20 protein-coding genes and 1 pseudogene are annotated in these 21,127 nt (G+C 32.5%); all 21 read right to left on the reverse strand.

Annotated features, from left to right (window positions below; translation table 11 throughout):
- Window positions 1-4: 4 nt before the first annotated feature.
- Entirely contained in the window at window positions 5-1,396 is a 1,392-nt protein-coding gene (asnS, locus tag DER71_RS00775; RefSeq protein WP_114456978.1) for an asparagine--tRNA ligase, read from the reverse strand.
- A 203-nt stretch (window positions 1,397-1,599) separates the two neighbouring features.
- Window positions 1,600-1,725 carry a desulfoferrodoxin FeS4 iron-binding domain-containing protein gene (locus DER71_RS00780; RefSeq protein WP_114456979.1) on the reverse strand — a complete coding sequence of 42 codons (126 nt, stop codon included), beginning with the start codon at window positions 1,723-1,725 and terminating at the stop codon, window positions 1,600-1,602.
- Window positions 1,726-1,812: 87 nt separating this feature from the next.
- Window positions 1,813-3,036, reverse strand: a complete 1,224-nt coding sequence (locus DER71_RS00785; RefSeq protein WP_114456980.1) for an aspartate kinase — start codon at window positions 3,034-3,036, stop codon at window positions 1,813-1,815.
- Window positions 3,037-3,132: 96 nt separating this feature from the next.
- Window positions 3,133-4,407: a homoserine dehydrogenase gene (locus DER71_RS00790; RefSeq protein WP_158531774.1), complete on the reverse strand. Its 1,275-nt coding sequence runs from the start codon at window positions 4,405-4,407 to the stop codon at window positions 3,133-3,135.
- Window positions 4,408-4,409: 2 nt separating this feature from the next.
- Complete coding sequence (gene thrB / locus DER71_RS00795; RefSeq protein ID WP_114456982.1) at window positions 4,410-5,345, reverse strand: homoserine kinase; 936 nt, start codon at window positions 5,343-5,345, stop codon at window positions 4,410-4,412.
- An 88-nt stretch (window positions 5,346-5,433) separates the two neighbouring features.
- Window positions 5,434-6,387 (reverse strand): alcohol dehydrogenase catalytic domain-containing protein, encoded by a 954-nt coding sequence (locus DER71_RS00800; RefSeq protein WP_369834873.1) that lies wholly within the window; start codon window positions 6,385-6,387, stop codon window positions 5,434-5,436.
- A gap of 12 nt (window positions 6,388-6,399) precedes the next feature.
- Window positions 6,400-7,440: an S-methyl-5-thioribose-1-phosphate isomerase gene (gene mtnA, locus DER71_RS00805; RefSeq protein WP_199505516.1), complete on the reverse strand. Its 1,041-nt coding sequence runs from the start codon at window positions 7,438-7,440 to the stop codon at window positions 6,400-6,402.
- A 111-nt stretch (window positions 7,441-7,551) separates the two neighbouring features.
- Window positions 7,552-7,989: a dUTP diphosphatase gene (gene dut / locus DER71_RS00810; RefSeq protein WP_114456985.1), complete on the reverse strand. Its 438-nt coding sequence runs from the start codon at window positions 7,987-7,989 to the stop codon at window positions 7,552-7,554.
- The gene (locus DER71_RS00815) at window positions 7,986-8,204 is read right to left on the reverse strand and encodes a polysaccharide deacetylase family protein (protein ID WP_158531775.1); all 219 of its coding nucleotides are present in this window, start codon (window positions 8,202-8,204) and stop codon (window positions 7,986-7,988) included. Before DER71_RS00815 ends, dut begins: the two co-directional genes overlap by 4 nt.
- 10 nt (window positions 8,205-8,214) lie before the next feature.
- Window positions 8,215-9,126 (reverse strand): cell wall hydrolase, encoded by a 912-nt coding sequence (locus tag DER71_RS00820; protein ID WP_114474192.1) that lies wholly within the window; start codon window positions 9,124-9,126, stop codon window positions 8,215-8,217.
- On the reverse strand, window positions 9,116-11,587 hold the full coding sequence (locus DER71_RS00825; protein WP_114456988.1) for a helicase C-terminal domain-containing protein: 2,472 nt from the start codon (window positions 11,585-11,587) through the stop codon (window positions 9,116-9,118). The genes DER71_RS00820 and DER71_RS00825 overlap by 11 nt, the downstream gene beginning before the upstream one ends.
- Before the next feature lie 2 nt (window positions 11,588-11,589).
- Window positions 11,590-11,778: pseudogene (locus DER71_RS00830) on the reverse strand (endonuclease); the annotation flags it as partial.
- Between the two features lie 50 nt (window positions 11,779-11,828).
- Complete coding sequence (locus DER71_RS00835; RefSeq protein ID WP_114474193.1) at window positions 11,829-13,919, reverse strand: polyribonucleotide nucleotidyltransferase; 2,091 nt, start codon at window positions 13,917-13,919, stop codon at window positions 11,829-11,831.
- A gap of 160 nt (window positions 13,920-14,079) precedes the next feature.
- Complete coding sequence (gene rpsO, locus DER71_RS00840) at window positions 14,080-14,346, reverse strand: 30S ribosomal protein S15 (protein WP_114456991.1); 267 nt, start codon at window positions 14,344-14,346, stop codon at window positions 14,080-14,082.
- 100 nt (window positions 14,347-14,446) lie between these two features.
- Entirely contained in the window at window positions 14,447-15,370 is a 924-nt protein-coding gene (locus tag DER71_RS00845; protein ID WP_114474194.1) for a bifunctional riboflavin kinase/FAD synthetase, read from the reverse strand.
- Window positions 15,371-15,411: 41 nt separating this feature from the next.
- Window positions 15,412-16,308: a tRNA pseudouridine(55) synthase TruB gene (truB, locus tag DER71_RS00850; RefSeq protein WP_114456993.1), complete on the reverse strand. Its 897-nt coding sequence runs from the start codon at window positions 16,306-16,308 to the stop codon at window positions 15,412-15,414.
- Window positions 16,301-17,263, reverse strand: coding sequence for a bifunctional oligoribonuclease/PAP phosphatase NrnA (locus DER71_RS00855; RefSeq protein ID WP_114456994.1), 963 nt, complete (start codon window positions 17,261-17,263; stop codon window positions 16,301-16,303). The genes truB and DER71_RS00855 overlap by 8 nt, the downstream gene beginning before the upstream one ends.
- Window positions 17,253-17,627: a 30S ribosome-binding factor RbfA gene (rbfA, locus tag DER71_RS00860; RefSeq protein WP_114456995.1), complete on the reverse strand. Its 375-nt coding sequence runs from the start codon at window positions 17,625-17,627 to the stop codon at window positions 17,253-17,255. The genes DER71_RS00855 and rbfA overlap by 11 nt, the downstream gene beginning before the upstream one ends.
- A 12-nt stretch (window positions 17,628-17,639) precedes the next feature.
- Window positions 17,640-19,652 (reverse strand): translation initiation factor IF-2, encoded by a 2,013-nt coding sequence (gene infB / locus DER71_RS00865; RefSeq protein WP_114457031.1) that lies wholly within the window; start codon window positions 19,650-19,652, stop codon window positions 17,640-17,642.
- 30 nt (window positions 19,653-19,682) lie between these two features.
- Window positions 19,683-19,943 carry an RNase P modulator RnpM gene (gene rnpM, locus DER71_RS00870; RefSeq protein ID WP_114456996.1) on the reverse strand — a complete coding sequence of 87 codons (261 nt, stop codon included), beginning with the start codon at window positions 19,941-19,943 and terminating at the stop codon, window positions 19,683-19,685.
- 2 nt (window positions 19,944-19,945) lie between these two features.
- Complete coding sequence (gene nusA, locus DER71_RS00875) at window positions 19,946-21,115, reverse strand: transcription termination factor NusA (RefSeq protein WP_114456997.1); 1,170 nt, start codon at window positions 21,113-21,115, stop codon at window positions 19,946-19,948.
- Window positions 21,116-21,127 lie beyond the last annotated feature (12 nt).

Below are 21,127 nucleotides of genomic sequence, written 5' to 3' on the forward strand. Positions count from 1 at the left end.
CTGACTAAAATTTTGCATTACCGGGTGTACGGGGAAATGGTATAACATCTCTTATATTCTGCATTCCCGATAAATACATTAAAAGTCTTTCAAATCCCAGACCAAAACCTGAGTGTGGCACTGAACCATATTTTCTTATATCTAAAAACCACTGATATTTTTCCAGATCCATATTTAATTCTTTCATTCTATTTTCCAGAACATCATAGCGCTCTTCACGCTGACTGCCGCCTATTATTTCACCTACACCTGGAACAAGACAATCAACAGCTGCAACAGTTTTATTATCATCATTCTGCCTCATATAAAAAGTTTTAATTTCTTTAGGGTAATCAGTAACCATAATTGGCTTTTTAAAATATTGTTCAGTTAAATATCTTTCATGTTCAGACTGCAGATCTACTCCCCAGTAAATAGGATATTCAAAATCTTTACCTGATTTTTCCAGTATATTTACTGCTTCAGTATAAGTTATATGGCCAAAATCTGAATCAATAATATCGGCAATTTTATTTCTTCTTCCTTTATCAATCCACTTATTAAAAAACTGCATTTCTTCATCTGTTTCTTCAAGTGCATATCTAAATAAATATTTAATGAAATTTTCTATAAGTACTTTCATTTCATCTAAATTGCAGAATGCCATTTCTGGTTCGATCATCCAGAATTCAGAAGCATGTCTTGATGTGTTCGAATTTTCCGCTCTAAATGTAGGACCGAAAGTGTAAACATCACCTAACGCAGATGCCATAAGTTCGGCTTCAAGCTGGCCACTTACTGTCAGACCAGTTTCTTCTCCAAAAAAATCTTCTTCAAAATTAACAAGGTTATTTTCTTTTTTGGGAATATTGTTCAGGTCAAGAGTAGTAACCCTAAAAATTTCCCCTGCTCCTTCAGCATCACCAGATGTTATAATAGGAGAATGAATATAATAAAAATCTCTTTCATTGAAAAATTTATGTACAGCAAACGACATTTTGCTTCTAAATCTATTTACAACACCAAAGGTATTTGTTCTAGCACGCAAATGTGCAATTTCCCGCAGAAATTCAAAGCTGTGTCTTTTTTTCTGGAGAATATAATCTGAAGGAGCTTCACCAATTAATTCAATTTCTTCAGCTTTCATCTCTACATTCTGCTCTCTACCTTCAACTTTGTCAATATATCCATTGATTTTAAGACTGGCACCAGTGTTAATATCTTCTAAAGGGAATTTTTCGGGATCCAGAATTACAATCTGCAAATTTTCCAGACTGCTTCCATCATTAACTTCTAAAAATGCTATATTTTTTGAAACTCTTTTTGTTCTAACCCATCCCATAACAGTAACATCATTATAATTTTCAATATTTTCTTTGAGTATATTTTTTATCTTTTCTTTAGAATAATAATCCACCAAAAACCCTCCTGTTTTTTCTTCGAAATATTTTATTCTCGTAATATATTTTATTCTCGTAAGATAAGATAATTCCTTTTTTATAAGAAAAATTTATCATATCAAATTTAATTTTTATTTTCTTAAAAAAAGATATTAGTTAAAAAAATTGTCTTATCAATACAAATAAAAACCCGGAGCTTTTCTCCGGGTAAGTTTAGTTTTTAATTTTCCTGCAGTTTCATTGGCTGACCACAGCAAACAAGTTCTCCTCCACCTACTTCTTTTACTTCAACTACATTACCACAGACTTCACAGCAATAAACTTCACCAGCTTTTTTTACAGCCATTAAAAATTACCCCCTCATATATTTTAATTTTATTATAATCTAAAAAGTAAATTTTTGCAAAATTTAATAATATTCATTTGTTAATTTTTAATCATTAATTTTATCTAATTCAAACTCTTCATGCAGTATGTTGAGTGCTCCATCAACCATATTCCTTTCAATTAAACATGATATCTTTATTTCTGAGGTTGTTATCATTTCAATGTTAATATTATTTTTTCCAAGAGCTTTAAACATTCGGGCTGCAATTCCCGGTGTGGATTTCATACCGGCACCTACAATAGATATTTTTGCAACTTCTGTATCAATTTCTAAATTGTTATAGTTAAGCTCATTTTTAATATCAGCCAAAACTTTTTTGACTTTATTTACATTATTTTTCTTAATAGTAAAAGTTATATCATTTAGATTATCACGCTGAAGGTTCTGAATAATCATATCAACATTTACACCTTTATCAGCAAGAGAAGAAAACAAAAATCCTGCAATACCGGGTTTATCAGGAACTTTTTCAACTGTAATTTTAATATCTTCAAGATCACAGGTTACACCAACTACATTTTTTTTACCTTCCATATCTTCAACTCCTCTAACTACTGTTCCTCTTTTTTTATTAAAGCTGGAAGCAATATATAAATCTACATTATAGATTTTTGCTAGTTCTACAGCACGGGGATGGAGAATATTTGCACCAAGATTGGCCAGTTCCAGCATCTCTTCATAAGAAATATAATTAAGTTTACTGGCGGATTTTATAATTCTGGGGTCTCCAGTATATATACCATCAACATCAGAATAAATTTCACATCTATCTGCTTCCATAGCTGCCGCTAAAGCAACTGTTGTGGTATCTGAACCTCCTCGACCTAAGGTGGTAAAATCATGATTGTCATTTATTCCTTGAAATCCGGCGACAATAATAATTTTATCCTGATTTAATTCTTTTAAAATGCGGCGTGTGTCTATTTCTTTTATCATTGCTCTATTGTGTTTTTCGTCTGTTTTAATTTCAATCTGGCTTCCTGTTAATGAAATTGCAGGATAGCCTAGGGATTGGACAGCCATAGTAAGCAGTGCTATCGAAACCTGTTCTCCAGTTGTAAGCAGCATATCAACTTCACGCGGGTCAGGATCACTGCTAATTTCATTCATCAGATCTATCAGATGATCTGTTGTATTACCCATTGCAGAAACAACTACAATCATCTGATTACCCAATATGTAATTGCTTACAATTCTTTTTGCAACATTTTTAATTAAATCTGTATTTGCAACTGAACTTCCTCCATATTTTTGTACTATAAGAGACAATCAAAACACCTTCCTTAAAAACTTCATTTTCTATAAACTATTTTTTGAAACATCTAATAATATATTTTTTTATTCCGCTCTGTTAAATATAATTTATTATTCTTTTAGTGGTATTATATTGTTTATAGTTAATACACCATTAATATTTTCAACATATTCCATAAATTTTTCGATTTTTTGAATGGAAATTTTTCTGGTTAAAATTATTAGAGGAAGTAGAGGTGTATCTGAACTTCCATCTTTAAGAATCATGTCAGCAAGATTGCTTTCGTCAAACATGCTTTTAATATTTTTTATTATACTATCATTTTTTTCAATTTGAAGTCTAATATAAAAAGACTGTTTAAAATCAGATTTTCGATTAATTTTTATGTTATTAAATTTTTTGCTTCGGCTTTTTTTATAATCACCAAGTAAAAAGCGTGAAGCTTTTATCAAATCAAAAATTACTGCATTTCCAGTTGGAAATTTACCTGCACCGGGTCCTTTTAAAAATAGGTGATTGAGGTTTTCTGATTTAATTTCTAAAGAGTTATCTGCACCAACTGTAGAAGCAAAATCATCATCTTTTTTGATTAGAAATGGACTAACGAAAATTCTTAAGCCGCTGTCCTCTCTTTTAGCAGCTGCAATCAATTTAATTTTATATCCCAATTCTTCTGCATACATAATGTCATAGCTTGTAATACCTTTAATACCCTTACAGTAAATATCTTCTGGATTAACAGCACAGGAAAAGGCAAGATTGGCCAGAATAACTATTTTGTAAAGAGCATCCAATCCTCCCAGATCAGAACTTGGGTCCTGTTCTGCATACCCTAATGCCTGAGCTTTTTTGATGGTTTCTGGCATACTTACAGTTTCTTTTTCCATAACAGATAATATGTAATTTGTAGTTCCATTTAAAATACCGTGCAGCTCATTTATTTTATCTCCTGCAAGATAGTCCTCTACCATATTGATGACAGGTATACCTCCAGCAGTACTTGCCTCGAAAAAAATATGAGTTTTGTTTTTTTCAGCCAATTTTATTAATTCCTTAAAATAATTTGCTACTAACAGTTTATTAGCTGTTATAACAATTTTTTCTGCTGATAACGATCTTTTTATATAATCTAAAGCAGGTGTTTCTCCACCAATTAATTCAATAATTATATCTATATTTTCATCAGCTATAATTTTTTCAAAACTGTCGGTTACTATTGTATCAGAAGAAATCTGCTCTCTATTTTTGCTCAGATCATTTACTAAAATATATTTTATAGATACTTTATCATTAATTTTTTCTTCAATTTTTTCTTCTTCTCTTTTTAAAATTTCATAAAAACCGCTCCCAACTGTACCAAAACCGAGCAGAGCAATGCTAATCACTATTAATTACCTCCTTTTTTATTATCAGCTATAATATTTTCAATAATTTTGTACAGGCTAATATTATATCCTTTTAATATATATTTCTCTGCTGTAACATTATGATCTAAAAATGCTGAAATCATACCATCTGCGATAAGATTTTCATTTGAAGTTGTAACAGCAATAACTGTAGGGCCTGCCCCACTTAAAGATGCTCCAAAAGCACCTTCCTTTTTTGCAGTTTTAATTACATGTTCAAAACCAGGAATTAATTTTGATCTAAATGGCTGATGCAGTTTATCTTCCATTGCTTCTGCCAGTAGAGAATAATTTTTTTCTAAAAATGCAGTAATTAGAAGGCTTATCCTGCCCAGATTAAAAACAGTAGAAGTATAATCCAATCTGTTAGGTAATATTTTTCTTGTTTCTGAAGTTTTTAATTCAAAGTCCGGGATAATTACTATGAATTTCAATTCTTCAGGTATATTTATTTTATGATAAGAAAATCGGTCACCTTTTTTATAATTTATATCCAGACCGCCAAAAATAGCAGGAATTACATTATCAGGATGACCTTCAATATCCACAGCCAGGTCAATGAATTCTTTTGCTGAAATCAAAGATTTTGCATTCCAGGCAGCAGAAAAAAGGCCTCCTACAATTGCAGAAGCACTGCTTCCCATTCCCCTTGCTAGTGGTGAGTTCATTTTTTCTGTAATATCGATTCCATCTATTTTTTTGTTTATGTATTCATAGTATTTTAAATAAGAATTTAAAATAAGATTGTCAGCATCATCAAAGTTTACTTTATTATTTTTAGAAATAACCGAAATATTTATTTTTTTATCGGGTCTGCTTCTTACTTCAAATTTATTGAATAAATTTAAAGCAAGACCTAAAGTGTCAAATCCAGGACCTAAATTAGCTGAAGTTGAAGGAACATTAAAGTTAATCATAAGTATTTCCTTTCAAATAAAATTATTTTCAGAGAATCTGACTTAAAATCAAAAAAAGTCTAAAACATTAAAACTTAATCTTTATCATTTAAAACTGCAGAATTATTTTTAGAGGTCCTTTTTCTTCAGCATATTGAAAAGCTTTTAGTGCATTATCAAAATTAAATATTTTTTCAACCAGTTTATGTAACTTTAAATCATGTAGGGAAAGAAGCCGAATAGCAGCTGCAAAAGGACCACATCTGGAACCTATAATTGATAACTCATTAACTGCAATCTGACTGAGGTCAAGAAAAGTTTTATCAGCAACAGTTGTTTTTAAAACAGCTGTTCCTTCCGGTTTAACTGCTTTTAGAGCATCCCGAATGCCGCTTTTACTACCGGTTGTGTCGATTGCAATATCATATTTTTCCGTATTTTCATTTAATAAAAATGCAGGAATATCATATTCAGCAGCTATAGCGAGTTTTTGTTGATGTTTGCCGATAATACTAATATTATAGCCAAGATGATGTAAGGTAACAGCTGTAAGAAGACCAAGCTTGCCATCACCTAAAACAATTATACTGTCTGTCAATTTAATATGAATTTTTTCTGGAATTTCCAAAACAGCTGCCAGTGGTTCAATAAAAACTGCTTCCAGATCACTCACTTTTTCAGGAATAACGTGTAAATTTTCGCGTTTTATTGTCATATATTCAGAAAATGCACCATCTTTATTTAGCATTCCCACAACTTTCCTGTTAACACAATGATTCTTTTTCCCTGATTTGCATAAATAACAGTCATTACAGGGGATATTAATTTCTGCTGTAACTCTTTTATCTGTAAATTTACAGGAGGGATCTTTTTCCACGATTCCCACAAATTCGTGACCAGGTATCCCAACAAAATTTTTATATCCTGCCTGTATTTCTAAATCAGTTCCACAGATACCTGCCATTTTAACTTTTATTAGGACTTCATCTTTATCAGGCTGTGGAATATTTCTGTTTATAAATTCAAGATTTTCTCCATTGTAAAATAGTGCCTTAATTGTTATCTCCTCCTGTTGTTATTTTTTGAATAAAGAATTGATACTTTCTTTAAATGGTTTTCTGGCTATGCCTTTTTCTGTAATTATACCACTAATATTTTCTGCAGGGGTAACATCAAAAGCCGGATTATAAATATTAATTCCCGCTGGGGCAATTTGAACATCCTCAATATGGGTTACTTCTCTATCAGGTCTTTCTTCTATTTCTATTTCATCTCCACTGTTGATATCCCTGTCAATTGTGGAAAGTGGTGCAGCAATATAAAAAGGAACGTCAAATTTATTTGCAATCTCAGAAAGCATATAAGTTCCAATTTTATTTGCACTGTCTCCATTAGCAGCCACTCTATCTGCACCGGTTAAAATAACATCTATTTTTCCATCTCGAATTAGAGTAGCTGCAACGCTATCTGCTATTAATGTAGATGGAATTCCCTCTTCTACAAGTTCAAAAGCTGTTAATCTTGCTCCCTGAAGACGAGGTCTTGTCTCATCTGCAAAAACCTTAATGTTTTTGCCGCTGAAATGTGCCTCTCTGATAACCCCCAGAGCTGTACCATAATCAACAGTAGCCAGTGCACCAGTGTTGCAGTGAGTTAAAATAACAGCACCTTCTGGAATAATTTTATTTCCAACTTCAGCCATTTGTTTATTTATTTTAATATCTTCTTCAGCAATTTGGCAGGCTTTTTTATAAAGAAGATCTACAATATCCTCAACATTCCTGTCATCATTTTCTTCTGTTAACTGATACATAATATTTACCGCCCAGCTTAAATTTACAGCAGTTGGCCTTGCATCAACAAGGAAGTCTGCCGCTTTTTTTAATTCTTTTTTGAAATTATTTTTATCTAAATTAGAAAATTCTTCAGCTGCAAGATAATATCCATAAGCAGCAGCCGCACCTATGGCAGGGGCTCCTCTTACTACCATATTAGAAATCGCAAATTCTACATCCTTATAATTACTGCATTCAAAAAATTTAACTTCTGTCGGCAGTTTTCTCTGATCTAATAAAATTAATTTGTTTTCTTTAAATTCAATAGTTTTATATCTCATAATTTCACCTCTTATCCTATTTTTTATTATAATTCAATTATATGTAATTTAAAAATTATATCAACTAAAGAAAAAAAGAGAAATAGAATCGAATTACAGGCCATAAAAATTCTAATTTTTATGGCCTGTATGACCAAATCCACCTCTACCCCTATTTGTACTGGAGAGGTTATCAACTTCCTCCCAGTCAATGTCAAAAGTGTGGTGAATAATAAGTTGTGCTATCCGATCATTAAAATTAATTTTAAAATCTTTTTTTCCGTGATTGATGAGTATAATACCAATTTCTCCCCTATAGCCAGGGTCAATAACTCCATCAGCATTTAAAACAGTAATTCCGTGTTTAAGAGCTAAACCACTCCTTGGATAAATAAAAGCTCCATATCCTGGCGGTACAGCAATTTTTATACCGGTTTTTACTATTTTATATTCACCTGGAGAAATAACTGTACTTTCTGCTGAATGAAGATCCAATCCACAGTCTTCTCCTTTATGTTGGTATTTAGGGAGTTTAACATCTTTATTAACTTTTTGAACTTTTATTTTCACTTATATTCACCTCCAGAAATTTGATACTGCAGTTCATCAAATGATTTAATTTTATAATCATTTTTAAAAATCAATTCAGACAGAGGAACAATCTGATATCCTGCTTGGCTGGCAATATTTATCAATGTATTATTATATTCACCATATGGTGGACGAAAAAATACTGCTGTTTCCCCAGGTTCCGTTGTAAATATAATGTTAATTTTTTTTGACAAAAAATCACCTCTATTTTGTGAAAACATGTTCCCCTATATCAACTATAACTCTTCTGCTTTTAAACCAGGATTTATTTGCAGCTGTTTTAGGGTTATAGAAATACAATGCTCCTTTTGTAGGATCTTTACCATTAATTGCTTCTCTGGCCGCTCTGAAGGCAGTGTTATTGGGCCTTAAATTAATCTGTCCATCTGATACACAAGAAAACTGCCCATTTTGATAAATTACTTCTGCAAATGTATTAGGAAACTGACTGCTTAAAACTCTGTTAATAATTACAGCTCCAACTGCAATCTGACCTATAAATGGTTCACCTCTTGCTTCACCATAAATAGCTCGTGCCAGCAGATTGAGCTCCTGTTTGCTGACAGTTTTTCCTAAAATTTGATGAGGAGTTAAATTATGTACCGGTAATTTTATTTTTTGACCAATTCTTAAACTACTCTGCTGTAGATCATTTAAAGCCATAATAACTCCAATACTCGTATTAAAATCTCTGGCTAAATCATATAAAGTATCTCCACGACTGACATAATAATCAATTAATTTGTCAGCAGAAATATTTACATCAGGTAGTTTAAAACCTGGATCAACGCGTACAGCAAAATGGCTGTTTGTCTGAAAAGATAATTTTTCTTCAGGTGATTTTATATCAGAAAAAATTTTATACTCCCAGTTTCCATTTTTTTCTTTTATCTCTGGAATTATAAGTTCATCTCCCACTTTTATAACAGTATCAGACTCAATATTATTAGATGTTTTAAGTTTTTTAACTGACATTGAAAAATCTTCTGCTATTTCAGAAAGTGTATCTCCATCCTGTACAACATATACAAGTTTAAATTCTAGAGCAGCAGTATAATTAGAGCTAAAAACTAATAAAAAAACAAAAAATACTGTACTAAAATATTTACCCTTCATCTAACTTTACTCCATTTCTGTCTATTTTTTTGCAGATTTCATCAATAGATAGTTCGTTTATAGGACAACCAGCAGGAAGTGACTGCAGAAAAACTCTACCGTATTTTCTATTTATTATTCGCCTGTCAAATAAAATTATAAGCCCTTTATCGTTTTTAGTTCTGATCAACCTGCCAAACCCCTGTTTAAATCTTATAACTGCTTTTGGTAAAGATAAATTATAAAAAGGATTTTGCCCTTTTTCCCTGAGGCGCTTTTCTTTAGCTTTATAAAGGGGTTCTCCCGGTACTGGAAATGGTAATTTGACCATTATTAGGTATTTTAAAAGAGAACCAGGAAGATCGACTCCTTCCCAAAAACTTGAAGTTCCAAAAATAACAGTATTAAAAGAAGAACTAAATTCTTCAATTATAAATTTTCTGCTCAGTTCTGATTGGGAAAGAATTCTTATTCCATTTTCATTAAATTCTTCTTTTAAATTTTGGAAGCAGTAATCCAGCATTTTATAAGATGTAAATAAAACTAAAGTAGAATCTCTGCTTTTTAAAATCAATCTGGATAAATTATCTTTGACAGTATTAAGGAAATTTTTTTTACCGGGTTCGGGATGTTTTTTGGGAATTATTAATTCAGCCTGTTTGGAGTAATCAAAAGGTGAATCCACCTGCAGTTCAGCACAATCATTAATACCTGTATTATTTTTTATATAATCAAATGAATCGGCAACTGTTAAAGTAGCGGATGTAAATATTATATTGTTCATTTTTTTCCACAGCAAATCGGGCAGAAATTTGCCAACTTCTATCGGGGCTGATTGCTGTACAAGCTGACTTTTACCTCTAAAATATCCAGATTCAATCCAGAAAACATAATCACTATCATCACTGTTTAAATTGAAATCTATTCTATTAACGAGATCCTGAGAACGGTCGATTACAGATGTAAGTTTCATTTCGTTTTCATCAAGATTGTCTTCAAGGTTTAAATAAAGTTTATTATATATGAGCTGAAGATATCCTGCAATATTTTTTATAAATCCTGATAATTTTCTTCCATTTGCAACTATTTCTAGCCACTCTTCACTTTTTTTAATCTTTTCATCAACAATTATTTTCATATTTTTATCCTTAATCAAATTTGAAAGAAAATTAAAGTACTGTGGATAAATATCTCGAACTTTTTGTGTTAAAGGAATAATTTTTTGATCAAGCATATTTCTTAATTTTTCTTTTTCCTGATCAGCTGCAAATAAATTAATGTCCTCACGTATGACTGACAGCAGAGAATTTTTTTCTCCACTTAATCTGTTCAGCCATTTTTCTATAACGGCTGAATAAACACTGTAGCTCAGATGATCTGTTGCAATTTCTTCAATATTGTGTGCCTCATCAATAATCAGGTTGTTATAATTTGGCAGTATTCCTCTATCTACTGAACCTGTTTCCTGCTTAAGTCTTGCATCTGAAAGAAGTAAATGATGATTTACAATCAAAATATCTGCTGTAAAAACTTTTTTTCGTGCATTCATAAAAAAACATTTGCTGAAATAGGGACATTTGCTTTTTAAACACAGATCACTTTCTGAAGCAATATCCATCCAGATATCTGACGGGAGTGGAAATTTAATTTCTGATCTTTCACCACTTTTTGTGGTATTTTTCCAGTCTACAAGCTGAACAAATAATTTATCTTTAACGGAGTTTTCATTTTTATTTTTAAAGTCCTTCTTAAAATTTCTGAATTTTCTTAAACATAAATAGTTGCCTCTTCCCTTTACTAATACAGAATTAAAAGAAAAAGGAAGAACCCTGTTCAGCAAAACAAGGTCTTTATTTATCAGCTGTTCCTGCAGATTAATTGTATTTGTTGATACAACAACTCTGGTGCTATTTATCTTATTCCAAAAAAGAGCAGGAATAAGATAGGCAAAAGATTTGCCTGTACCAGTACCTGCTTCTATAAAAGAATATTTGCTGCTATTAAAAGAATCAATAACTTCAGCTGCTGTCTGCAGCTGCTGTTTCCTTTCTGAAAAATTAGTTAGATTATCAGATAGCTTACTGTTTTTTTTAAAAAAAGATAGAATTTCTTCCTCGTTTAGTTGGTTAATTTTTTTTGCTGTTCCAGCTTCTACAACTACATAAATGTTGTCTGCACTATTATTAATTATAGCAAATCCAACTTCTCGCTGAGCCATTCTTGAAGCAAGTCTGATATCTGCAGCTGAAGGTGTTAAATCTCCAGAGGGGTGATTATGAATAATCATTTCTCCAGCCATAAGATTGTTAATTACTGCTGGAGCAGAATAACTATTACCACGTGCCAGCACTTCAAAATCCTCTATTATATCTTTTTTTTCAGATAATTTAGCTCGTATAAAGATTTCATTTCCAGATGCATTATCAATTTCATTTTTAATTTTACCTTTTACATTAATTAATAGTTCAGAGCTGGCCTGCACTTTTATTCCTCCTGACTTTTATTAAGATTTTTTAGAAGAATTCTATCTTCATCAGGTCTATCATTAAACCATGGGGTTTCTAGATTAAATGGAATATTCTTTAATTTAGGATGATTTATAATATTTGCAGATCCATTTCTGCCTATTTTTCCCTCACCTATATGAGCATGTTCATCTTTGTTTTCTCCAATACTACTTCCTGCCCCGGATACATTTTCCAGCATTATTACAGTACTGCTGTTTATTCTTTGTTTTCTAACTCTTTTTTAGCATCTTTAAGTGATAAATTAATTCTATCCTGATTATCTATTTCAATAACTTTCACAGGAATTTCATCTCCGACCGAAACAACATCTCCAACCTCTTTTACATGGTGGTCAGCTAATTTAGAAATGTGAACAAGTCCTTCTTTATTTGGCAGAATTTCTACAAAGGCGCCAAAGTTCATAATTCTTTTAACTTTACCCTGATAGATTTCACCAACTTCAACTTCTTTAGTCAGACGTTCAATCATTTCTTTTGCTTTTTCTCCACTTTCCTGGTTATCAGTCATAATTTTTACCAGGCCGTCATCTTCTATATCAATACTGGCTCCAGTTTCATCAATAATTTTATTAATCATCTTTCCACCAGGACCTATAACAAATCTAATTTTTTCTGGATCAATGTTCATAGTAATAATTGCAGGAGCATTTTCTGATAATTCTGGACGAGGCTCTGGTATAACCTCTAGCATTTTACTCATAATATACATTCTACCTTCTTTGGCTTTTTCCAAAGCTTTTTTTAATATATCAAAGGATAATCCTTTGAGTTTCATATCCATCTGCAGTGCAGTTATTCCATCTTCAGTACCGGCTACTTTAAAATCCATATCTCCATAAAAATCTTCAAAACCCTGAATGTCAGAAAGTATTGCTACATTATCTCCTTCTTTCATAAGTCCCATTGCAATACCTGCTACAGGTGCTTTAATTGGAACACCAGCATCCATTAAAGATAGAGTACTCCCACATATACTGGCCTGTGAAGAAGATCCATTTGATTCTAGCACTTCTGACACAATTCTTATTGTATAAGGAAATTCTTCTTCTGAAGGAATAACTGGAAGCAGTGCTTTTTCGCCAAGAGTACCATGACCAATTTCTCTTCTACCAGGTGATCTCATTGGACTGGTTTCTCCAACACAGAATGATGGGAAATTATAGTGGTGCATATATCTTTTTGTTTCTTTTTCGCCCAAACCAAATAAAATCTGTTCATCACTTGAAGCTCCTAGAGTTAAAACACTTAATGCCTGTGTTTGTCCTCTTGTAAAGATACCGGAACCGTGAGCTCTTGGCACAAAACCAACTTCTGACCAAATAGGTCTAATTTCATCATATTTTCTTCCATCAGGTCTGATACCATCATCCAGAATAAGACTTTTTACTGATTTTTTAATCATTTTTTCGAATGCCAGATCAATCTGAGAATCAATATTTTCATCTTCTTCTGGATTTAATTTTTCTTTAAGTTCATTTTTTAATTTACTGATCATATCATTTCTTTCTATTTTTTCCTTTATTTGTACAGCTTCTTTTAAGCGTCCGTCAAGAATAGATTCTACTTTATCCTGCAGATCTGCTTCAACAGTTGGTTCTTCAAAAGGCATTTTTTCTTTTCCAGCTTCTTTTCTCATCTGATTTTGCAGTTCAATAACTTTTTTGATTTCTTCATGTGCAAGTTCCATTGCCTTTAAAATAATTTCTTCATCTACCTCATTTGCACTTGCTTCTACCATCATAATTGCATTTTTGGTTCCAGCAACTGTTAATTCGAGATCACTAATTTTGTTTTCTTCTTCATTTGGATTAACAATTAATTCTCCATCTACAAGACCAACTTTTACTCCACCAACTGCTTCTGCAAAGGGAATGTCAGACAGCATAAGAGCTGCTGATGCTCCATTTAACGCCAGAATTTCAGGGTCATAATCATCATCTACAGAAAGAATTGTTGCAACTATCTGCACATCATTTCTAAAACCTTTTGGAAATAATGGTCTTATAGAGCGGTCAATAACTCGAGCGGCAAGTGTCGCTTCATCACGGGGTCTTCCTTCTCTCCGGAGAACACCCCCAGGTATTTTTCCAATTGCATAAACTCTCTCTTCATAATTAACTAACAGTGGAAAAAAATTCATTCCCGGTCTTGGTTCATCCATAGTTGCCGTGACGAGAACCTGAGTGTCTCCACAGCGAACTACAACAGAACCATTGGCCTGTTTGGCCAGTTTGCCAGTCTGAATATTTAAATTATCACCGGCAAAGTCTAAATTCCATTCTTTCATATTTTTGCCTCCTTATTTTGTAACCGTTACGTCAAATCTAATAGTTTTTTTAAAAATATTAATGGCAACAATTATATTTTATTTGACGTTATCTTTGTAAAATAAAGTTATATTTATTAAATTAAAGAGCGGGAGTCCCCCGCTCTTTAAAAATTCGCCATTATCTGCGAATACCAAGTTCTTTAATTAAACTACGATATCTTTCTATATCATTGTTCTGAAGATATCTCAATAATTTTCTTCTTGTTCCAACCATTTTTAAAAGACCACGGCGAGAATGAAAATCACTTTTATGTTCTTTTAAGTGGTCAGTTAACTGAGAAATTCTTTTTGTCAGCAGTGCAACCTGTACTTCAGGTGAACCAGTGTCACCTTCTTCTCTCTGATATTTTTCAATAATACTTTGTTTTTCTTCTTTACTTAACATTAAAAAATCACCTCCTGGATTATTTATAAACCATAAGCCAAGAAATACGTTGGAGGTACGCATACCTAGCAAATGGTAAATTAAAACTTTCTTTATTATTTTAACACAAAAGATTTCTTGTGTAAAGAATATCCTCTTTCATCTGCTCAATTAAATCATTTCTAGAATCAAACTTAATTTCTGGTCTAATAAATTCAACAAAATCAGCACAAATTCTTTTATTATAAATAGTTTTATTAAAATCAAGAATATTTATTTCAAAATTTATATTTTTTTCTTTAAAAGTTGGATTAAATCCAAGATTTGCTGCCCCTGCATAAGTTTTATCGTTTATATAAACTTTTACTGCATATACACCTGCAGGAGGTAGAGAATAATTTGTTTCAAGAGAAATATTGGCTGTAGGAACTCCCATTTTCCTGCCTCTTTTTTTTCCATGATGTACTTTTCCACAAATTTGATAAGGACGACCGAGTAAATTTTCAGCTTTTGTTAAATGTCCTTTTTGAATCAATTTTCTAATTTTTGTACTGGATATTCTGTCATTATTTGCGTTAAGTTGAGATATTATTTTTGTATCAAAACTATATATTTCTCCCATTTTTTTTAAGACTTCTACATTTCCTCTGTTCAGATAACCAAAACGAAAATCCTCACCAACAACAACACAGGAAACATTGAGATTTTTTACAAGTGCTTTTTTTACAAATTCTTCAGCTTCAAGATGAGCAAATCTTGGTGTAAATTCCTGCTCGAAATAATAGTCTACATTTAGTTTTTCCAGAATATTTATTTTCTGCTGTCTGGAAATAATAGCAGATGGTATATTTTGATCCGATATAATTTTGAGTGGATGTGGGTAAAAAGAAAAAACACCAGAAACACCCCTGTTTATTTTTGCATTTTCAACAGTTTTATTAATTATTAATTTATGTCCTTTATGCAGACCATCAAATACACCTATTGCTAGATAGGTATTTTTTTTATTATAATTTTTAAAATTGTGGTTGGTAATTACTTTCATTACATATCCTCCATAGCTAAATATCGTTACACTAATATTTGTTATATAAATACTTTTTCTGGTTGATAGACTAATAGATCGTCTTTGTATATTTTTCTGTTAATAGATATAAATTCATCTGTATCAGAAAAGACCAGCAAATTATCATTGATTTTTAAAGATTTGGGAAGTTTTTTAAAATCATTTTTGACAAGAAAATTACCATTAACTGCTTTATTGTGTGCAGTCTGTTTTATTACTGCTTTGGGAAAATCAAGTGGTAAATAAATTGGTTTTAAAACTTTATCCTTTTTATTTAAATCAGAAATTATATGTGAGTCTGCAATATGAAATTTACCTGATTGTGTTCTGAGCAGAAAGGTCATTGTTGCTGAGGAATTTAGAGCTATTCCTATATCTCTTACAAGTGATCTTATATAACAGCCTCTGGATACTACCACTTTAAAGCGTATGACAGGTAATGATATATTTATTAATTTAATATTATAAATTTCAATTTCTCTTTTTTCTCTTTTAACATATATTCCTCTGCGTGCCAAATGATACAGCCGCTGGCCATTGTGATGTAAGGCAGAAAACATTGGTGGAATCTGTTTATGTTTACCTTTTAAACTGCAGAAAAGACTTTCTATCCTATCAACAGTCAGATTACTCCAGTTTAAGTCCTCTTTTATTACATTTCCTTCCAGATCAAGAGAATCAGTTTGAAATCCAAGCTCCATTTCACAGATATAAGTCTTTATACTGTCATCAAGATATGGAATAATCTTTGTTGCTTTTCCCAGACAGATACCGAGTACACCGGCTGCTGCAGGATCTAATGTTCCAGTATGTCCAACTTTTTTTTGATAAAAAATTTTTTTTATAATTCTTATCACAGAAAAAGAAGTTATACCTGGTGGTTTTAAAATATTTAAGATTCCACTGCTGTTAGACATATTTTCCAGCTGCCTTTATTACTTCATATATTGCTATTTCAAGAGGACGATTTATTTCTGCACCAGCAGCACGTGCATGGCCACCACCATTAAATTCTGCTGCCAGTTTATTAACTTCAGCATAATAATTTGAGCGAAAACTAACTCTGGTACTTTTAGGTTTTTCTTCACTAAAGAAAATTCCTATCTCCACACCTTTAATGTCTCTTGCATAATTAACAAGGCCTTCTGTATAATCTGAACCAGCCTCAGATATCATGGATTGATCTACATAAAGCCAGGCAATTTTTCCATTTTTAGTGAGGGTCAGTGTTGACAATGCAAGCCCTTTTAACAGAAGTGATTCATAGGAATAGGAACCAAAAAGCTCTTTGTTTATTCTGTAAATATCTACTCCATTGTCCATCAGTTCAGCCAGTATTCTCAGCACATCTGAACTAGTATTTTCATACCTTAAAGCTCCTGTATCAGAAATAATTGCAACAGCTAGAGCATCTCCAATTTTTTCATCTTTTAAATCTGCATTAATAAATTTTGCCAGATCATATATTATTTCACCAACTGCTGCTTTGTCCGAATTAACCAGATTAATATCTGCAAAATGTGTATTATCTGCATGATGGTCTAAATTAATTGTTAATTTAGCTGTTTTAAATATTTGTTCTTTTAATGCAGCCCTATCAAGTGTACCAGAATCCAGTGCAATTACAACAAGATTATTTGTATTGAGAAAATCATCATCAAATATTTCATCTTTTTCTGCTTTCAAAAAAGAAAAAGAAGCCAGAGATCTGTCATCAAGATAAGCTCTGACATTTTTATTTTGCTTTTTTAAAATTCTTGTTAAAGCAAGCACAGAACCAACACTATCACCATCAGGATCTATATGCCCGGTAATAATAAAGTTCTGATTATCATGCAATTTTTCTGCAATTTTCTTCAAATTATCCTTCATTATTAGACTCCTTGATTTCTCCCTTTTCTTTTAAATCATCAATTATTTTTGATATATGCACACCGTGTTCTATAGAATTATCATATCTAAAAAACAGTTCTGGAGTGTGATAAATTTTAATTCTTTCTCCAACCAGTTTTCTAATAAATCCGGTTGCTTTATCCAGCCCTTCCATTGTTTCTTCTTTTTCCTTATCAGAACCGTAAACACTAACAAATACTTTTGCCTGCCTCAAATCACCTGTGACTTCAACATCTGTGACAGAAACAAATCCAATTCTGGGATCCTTCATCTCCCGCAGAATTATATGGCTTATTTCTTTTTTTAATAATTCTCCAACTCGAGCAGTTCTATTTTTTGCCATAATTTTTCACCTCTATAAGGACCTTTTTATTTCCTTATAAGTATAGAATTCTAATATATCTCCTTCTTTTATATCATTGTAGTTTTCAATTCCAACACCACATTCATATCCGGATTTAACTTCTCTAACATCGTTTTCGAACCTTTTGAGAGAAGAAATTGTCCCTTCATGAATTACAACACCATCACGAATAAGTCTTACTTCATAATTTCTGTTTACAAGTCCATCAGTAATATAAACTCCAGCTATTATACCAGCTCCAGGTACTTTGAATGTTGCTCGAACTTCTGCACGGCCCTTAACAACTTCTTTTAATTCTGGATCCAACAGACCAGCCATAGCATCTTTTATATCTTCTAACGCTTTGTAGATTACTCTGTATAATCTAATGTCAACCTGTTCCTTATCTGCCATAGCCAATGCATTGCTGTCAGGTCTTACATTAAAACCAATAATTATCGCATTAGAAGCACTGGCCAGATTAACATCTGTTTCATTTATTCCTCCAACACCAGTGTGTATTATGTTGAGTGTTACTTCATCTGTTTCCAGACGGAGTAGGGACTGTTTTACAGCCTCAATTGATCCCTGCACATCAGCCTTCAGGATAATGTTGAGTTCTTTTACGTCACCTTCCTGAATTTGCTTATATAGATCTTCTAAGGATACCTTTGCATCCTGCTGAATTTCTTTCTGACGTTTATCGTTCTGCCGCTGATCAGCTATACTGCGTGCCTGTTTTTCATCTTCAAGAACCTGCACAAAATCTCCTGCTTGAGGAACATCATTATATCCCAAAACTTCAACTGCCTCTGCAGGACCGGCTTCTTCTATATTTTCTCCTCTTTCATTAAACATGGCTCTAACCCGGCCATAAGTTGATCCAGTTAAGAGGGCATCTCCAATGTGGAGAGTTCCATTTTTAATCAGCACAGTTGCAACTGCTCCTCGTCCTTTGTCAAGCTCAGCTTCTATAACAACACCTTCTGCCGGTCTATGGGGGTTTGCTTTCAACTCTTCCATTTCTGCAACAAGCAGCACCATTTCCAGCAGTTCATCTATATTTTCTTCCTGCAGGGCTGATACTTCCACACATATAGTATCTCCACCCCATTCTTCAACTACAAGACCGTATTCTGTTAATTCCTGTTTTACTCTTTCCGGTTGTGCATTTGGTTTATCTATTTTGTTTACAGCAATGATAATTGGTATTCCAGCAGCTTTTGCATGATTTATTGCTTCTACAGTTTGCGGCATAACTCCATCATCTGCTGCAACAACAAGTATTGCAATATCAGTAATTTGAGCTCCTCTGGCCCTCATAGCTGTAAAAGCTTCATGGCCTGGAGTATCTATAAAAGTTATTTTTTTGTCATTTACTACTGCTTGATATGCACCAATATGCTGAGTAATGCCACCTGCTTCTCCTGCAGCAACTTTTGTTTTTCTTATAACATCAAGCAGTGTTGTTTTACCGTGGTCAACATGACCCATAACAGTTACTATTGGCGGCCTCATCTGTAGATCTTCAGGCCTATCTTCTATCTGTGGTCCAACTCTTTCTTCTGTAAAATCTTCTTTATCAGTTTTATAGATAAAATAAATTCCAAGTTCATCAGCCAGCAGGTCAAGCACTTCTTCATCAAGTGGGTGATTTACATTGGCCATTATACCCAAATTCATAAGTTCAACAATTATATTATTAGCATTTTTATCAATTTTTTCGGCAAGTTCTCTAACGGTTATTGGTGTTTCTATTTCTATAGCTTTTTCTTCCTCTCCATCTTCTGTTTTATCATTATTTTCTGCTGTATTTTTTTCATTACTTTCTTCATCAGACAGATCTTCTTTGTCACTGTTTTCTTTTTTATCCTTATACATTCCTAATACAAGTTGGGCTGTTTCTTCAGTAATTGTACTCATATGGCTGGATACATCTATATCTAAATCTTTTAGCAGTTCCACCAAATCCTTACTGTCCATATCTAATTCTTTTGCTAAATTATATACTCTTATTTTTCCCATACTTACACCTCCATAATATTCTGCTGTCAATTAATCATGTTTGATCTCCTCCGAAATTTTTTCGTAAATTTCATCTGAAATCTCAAATTTTAATGCATCTGATAGTTTGTTTTTAGACACAGCTTTTTCTAAACAATCCATGTTTGGACAAAGATATGCTCCACGACCGGGCAGTTTTCCGCCTGGATCAATAATAATTTCTCCTTTATTATTAACAATTCTCAATAATTCAATTTTGTCTCTGCGGTCACCACAGCCTACACATTTACGAATAGGTGATCTTCTCTGCAATCTTAATCCTCCTTAAGATTTTTTTCTTCTTCAGCAGTATTTTCTAATTCTTTAACATTTAATTCTAATTCTTCAGAACTGACTTCAGCTGTCTCTGCTTCCAGATTAGCTGCTGTTTCAGATACAGAATCTTCTTTATCATCAAATTCAGATTCTTTTTTAATATCAACTTTCCAGCCAGTTAATTTTGCAGCAAGTCTGGCATTTTGTCCTTCTTTTCCAATAGCAAGAGAAAGTTGGAAATCCGGAACAACCACTTCTGCAATTTTATCCTTTTTATTTATTGTAACATCAACTACTTTAGCAGGATTTAAAGCATTTGCAACAAAAACAGCTGGTGAATCATCCCATTTTACAATATCAATTTTTTCATTGTTTAGCTGATCAACAACAGCCTGTACCCGCATACCTTTAGGACCGACACATGCTCCAACCGGATCAACTTTTTTATCATTAGTAGAAACAGCCATTTTTGATCTATGTCCTGCTTCCCTTGCAACAGCTTTTATTTCAACTATTCCCTGAAAAATTTCCGGTACTTCAATTTCAAATAATCTTTTCAGCAGACCTGGATGAGTTCTAGAAACAAGAATACGTGGACCTTTAGTTGTGGAACTAACTTCAACAACATATAATTTTATTCTTTTCCCAATCTCATATTCCTCACCTTCTATCTGTTCAGAAGGTGGCAGCAAAGCTTCAGTTTTTCCCATGTCTATCAATATATTATTGTTGTGAAAACGCTGAATAGTACCTGTAATTAATTCATCTTCTTTTTGTTTGTATTCTTCATATATTACATCTCTTTCTGCTTCTCTAATTCTCTGCATTACAACCTGTTTTGCCGTTTGAGCAGCTATTCTGCCAAAATTAGCTGGGGTAACTTCGATTTCAACAATATCACCAAGCTCATAATTTGGATTTATTTTTTCTGCTTTTTCTAAAGCGATTTCTGAATGTTCACTGCTGACATCTTCTACCACTTCTTTTCTGGAATAAACTCTTACATCTCCAGTTTTGGCAGAAATATCAACTCTTACATTATCTTTTGAACCAAAATCTTTTTTATAAGCTGAAACAAGTGCTGTTTCAATTGCCTCTATTAAAATATCCTTACTAATTCCTTTATCCTTTTCGATATCATCAAGGGCCTGAATAAAATCTACATTCATTATAACCCCCCC

The organism is Halanaerobium sp. DL-01 (genome assembly GCF_003338615.1).
Classification (GTDB): Bacteria; Bacillota; Halanaerobiia; order Halanaerobiales; family Halanaerobiaceae; genus QPJE01.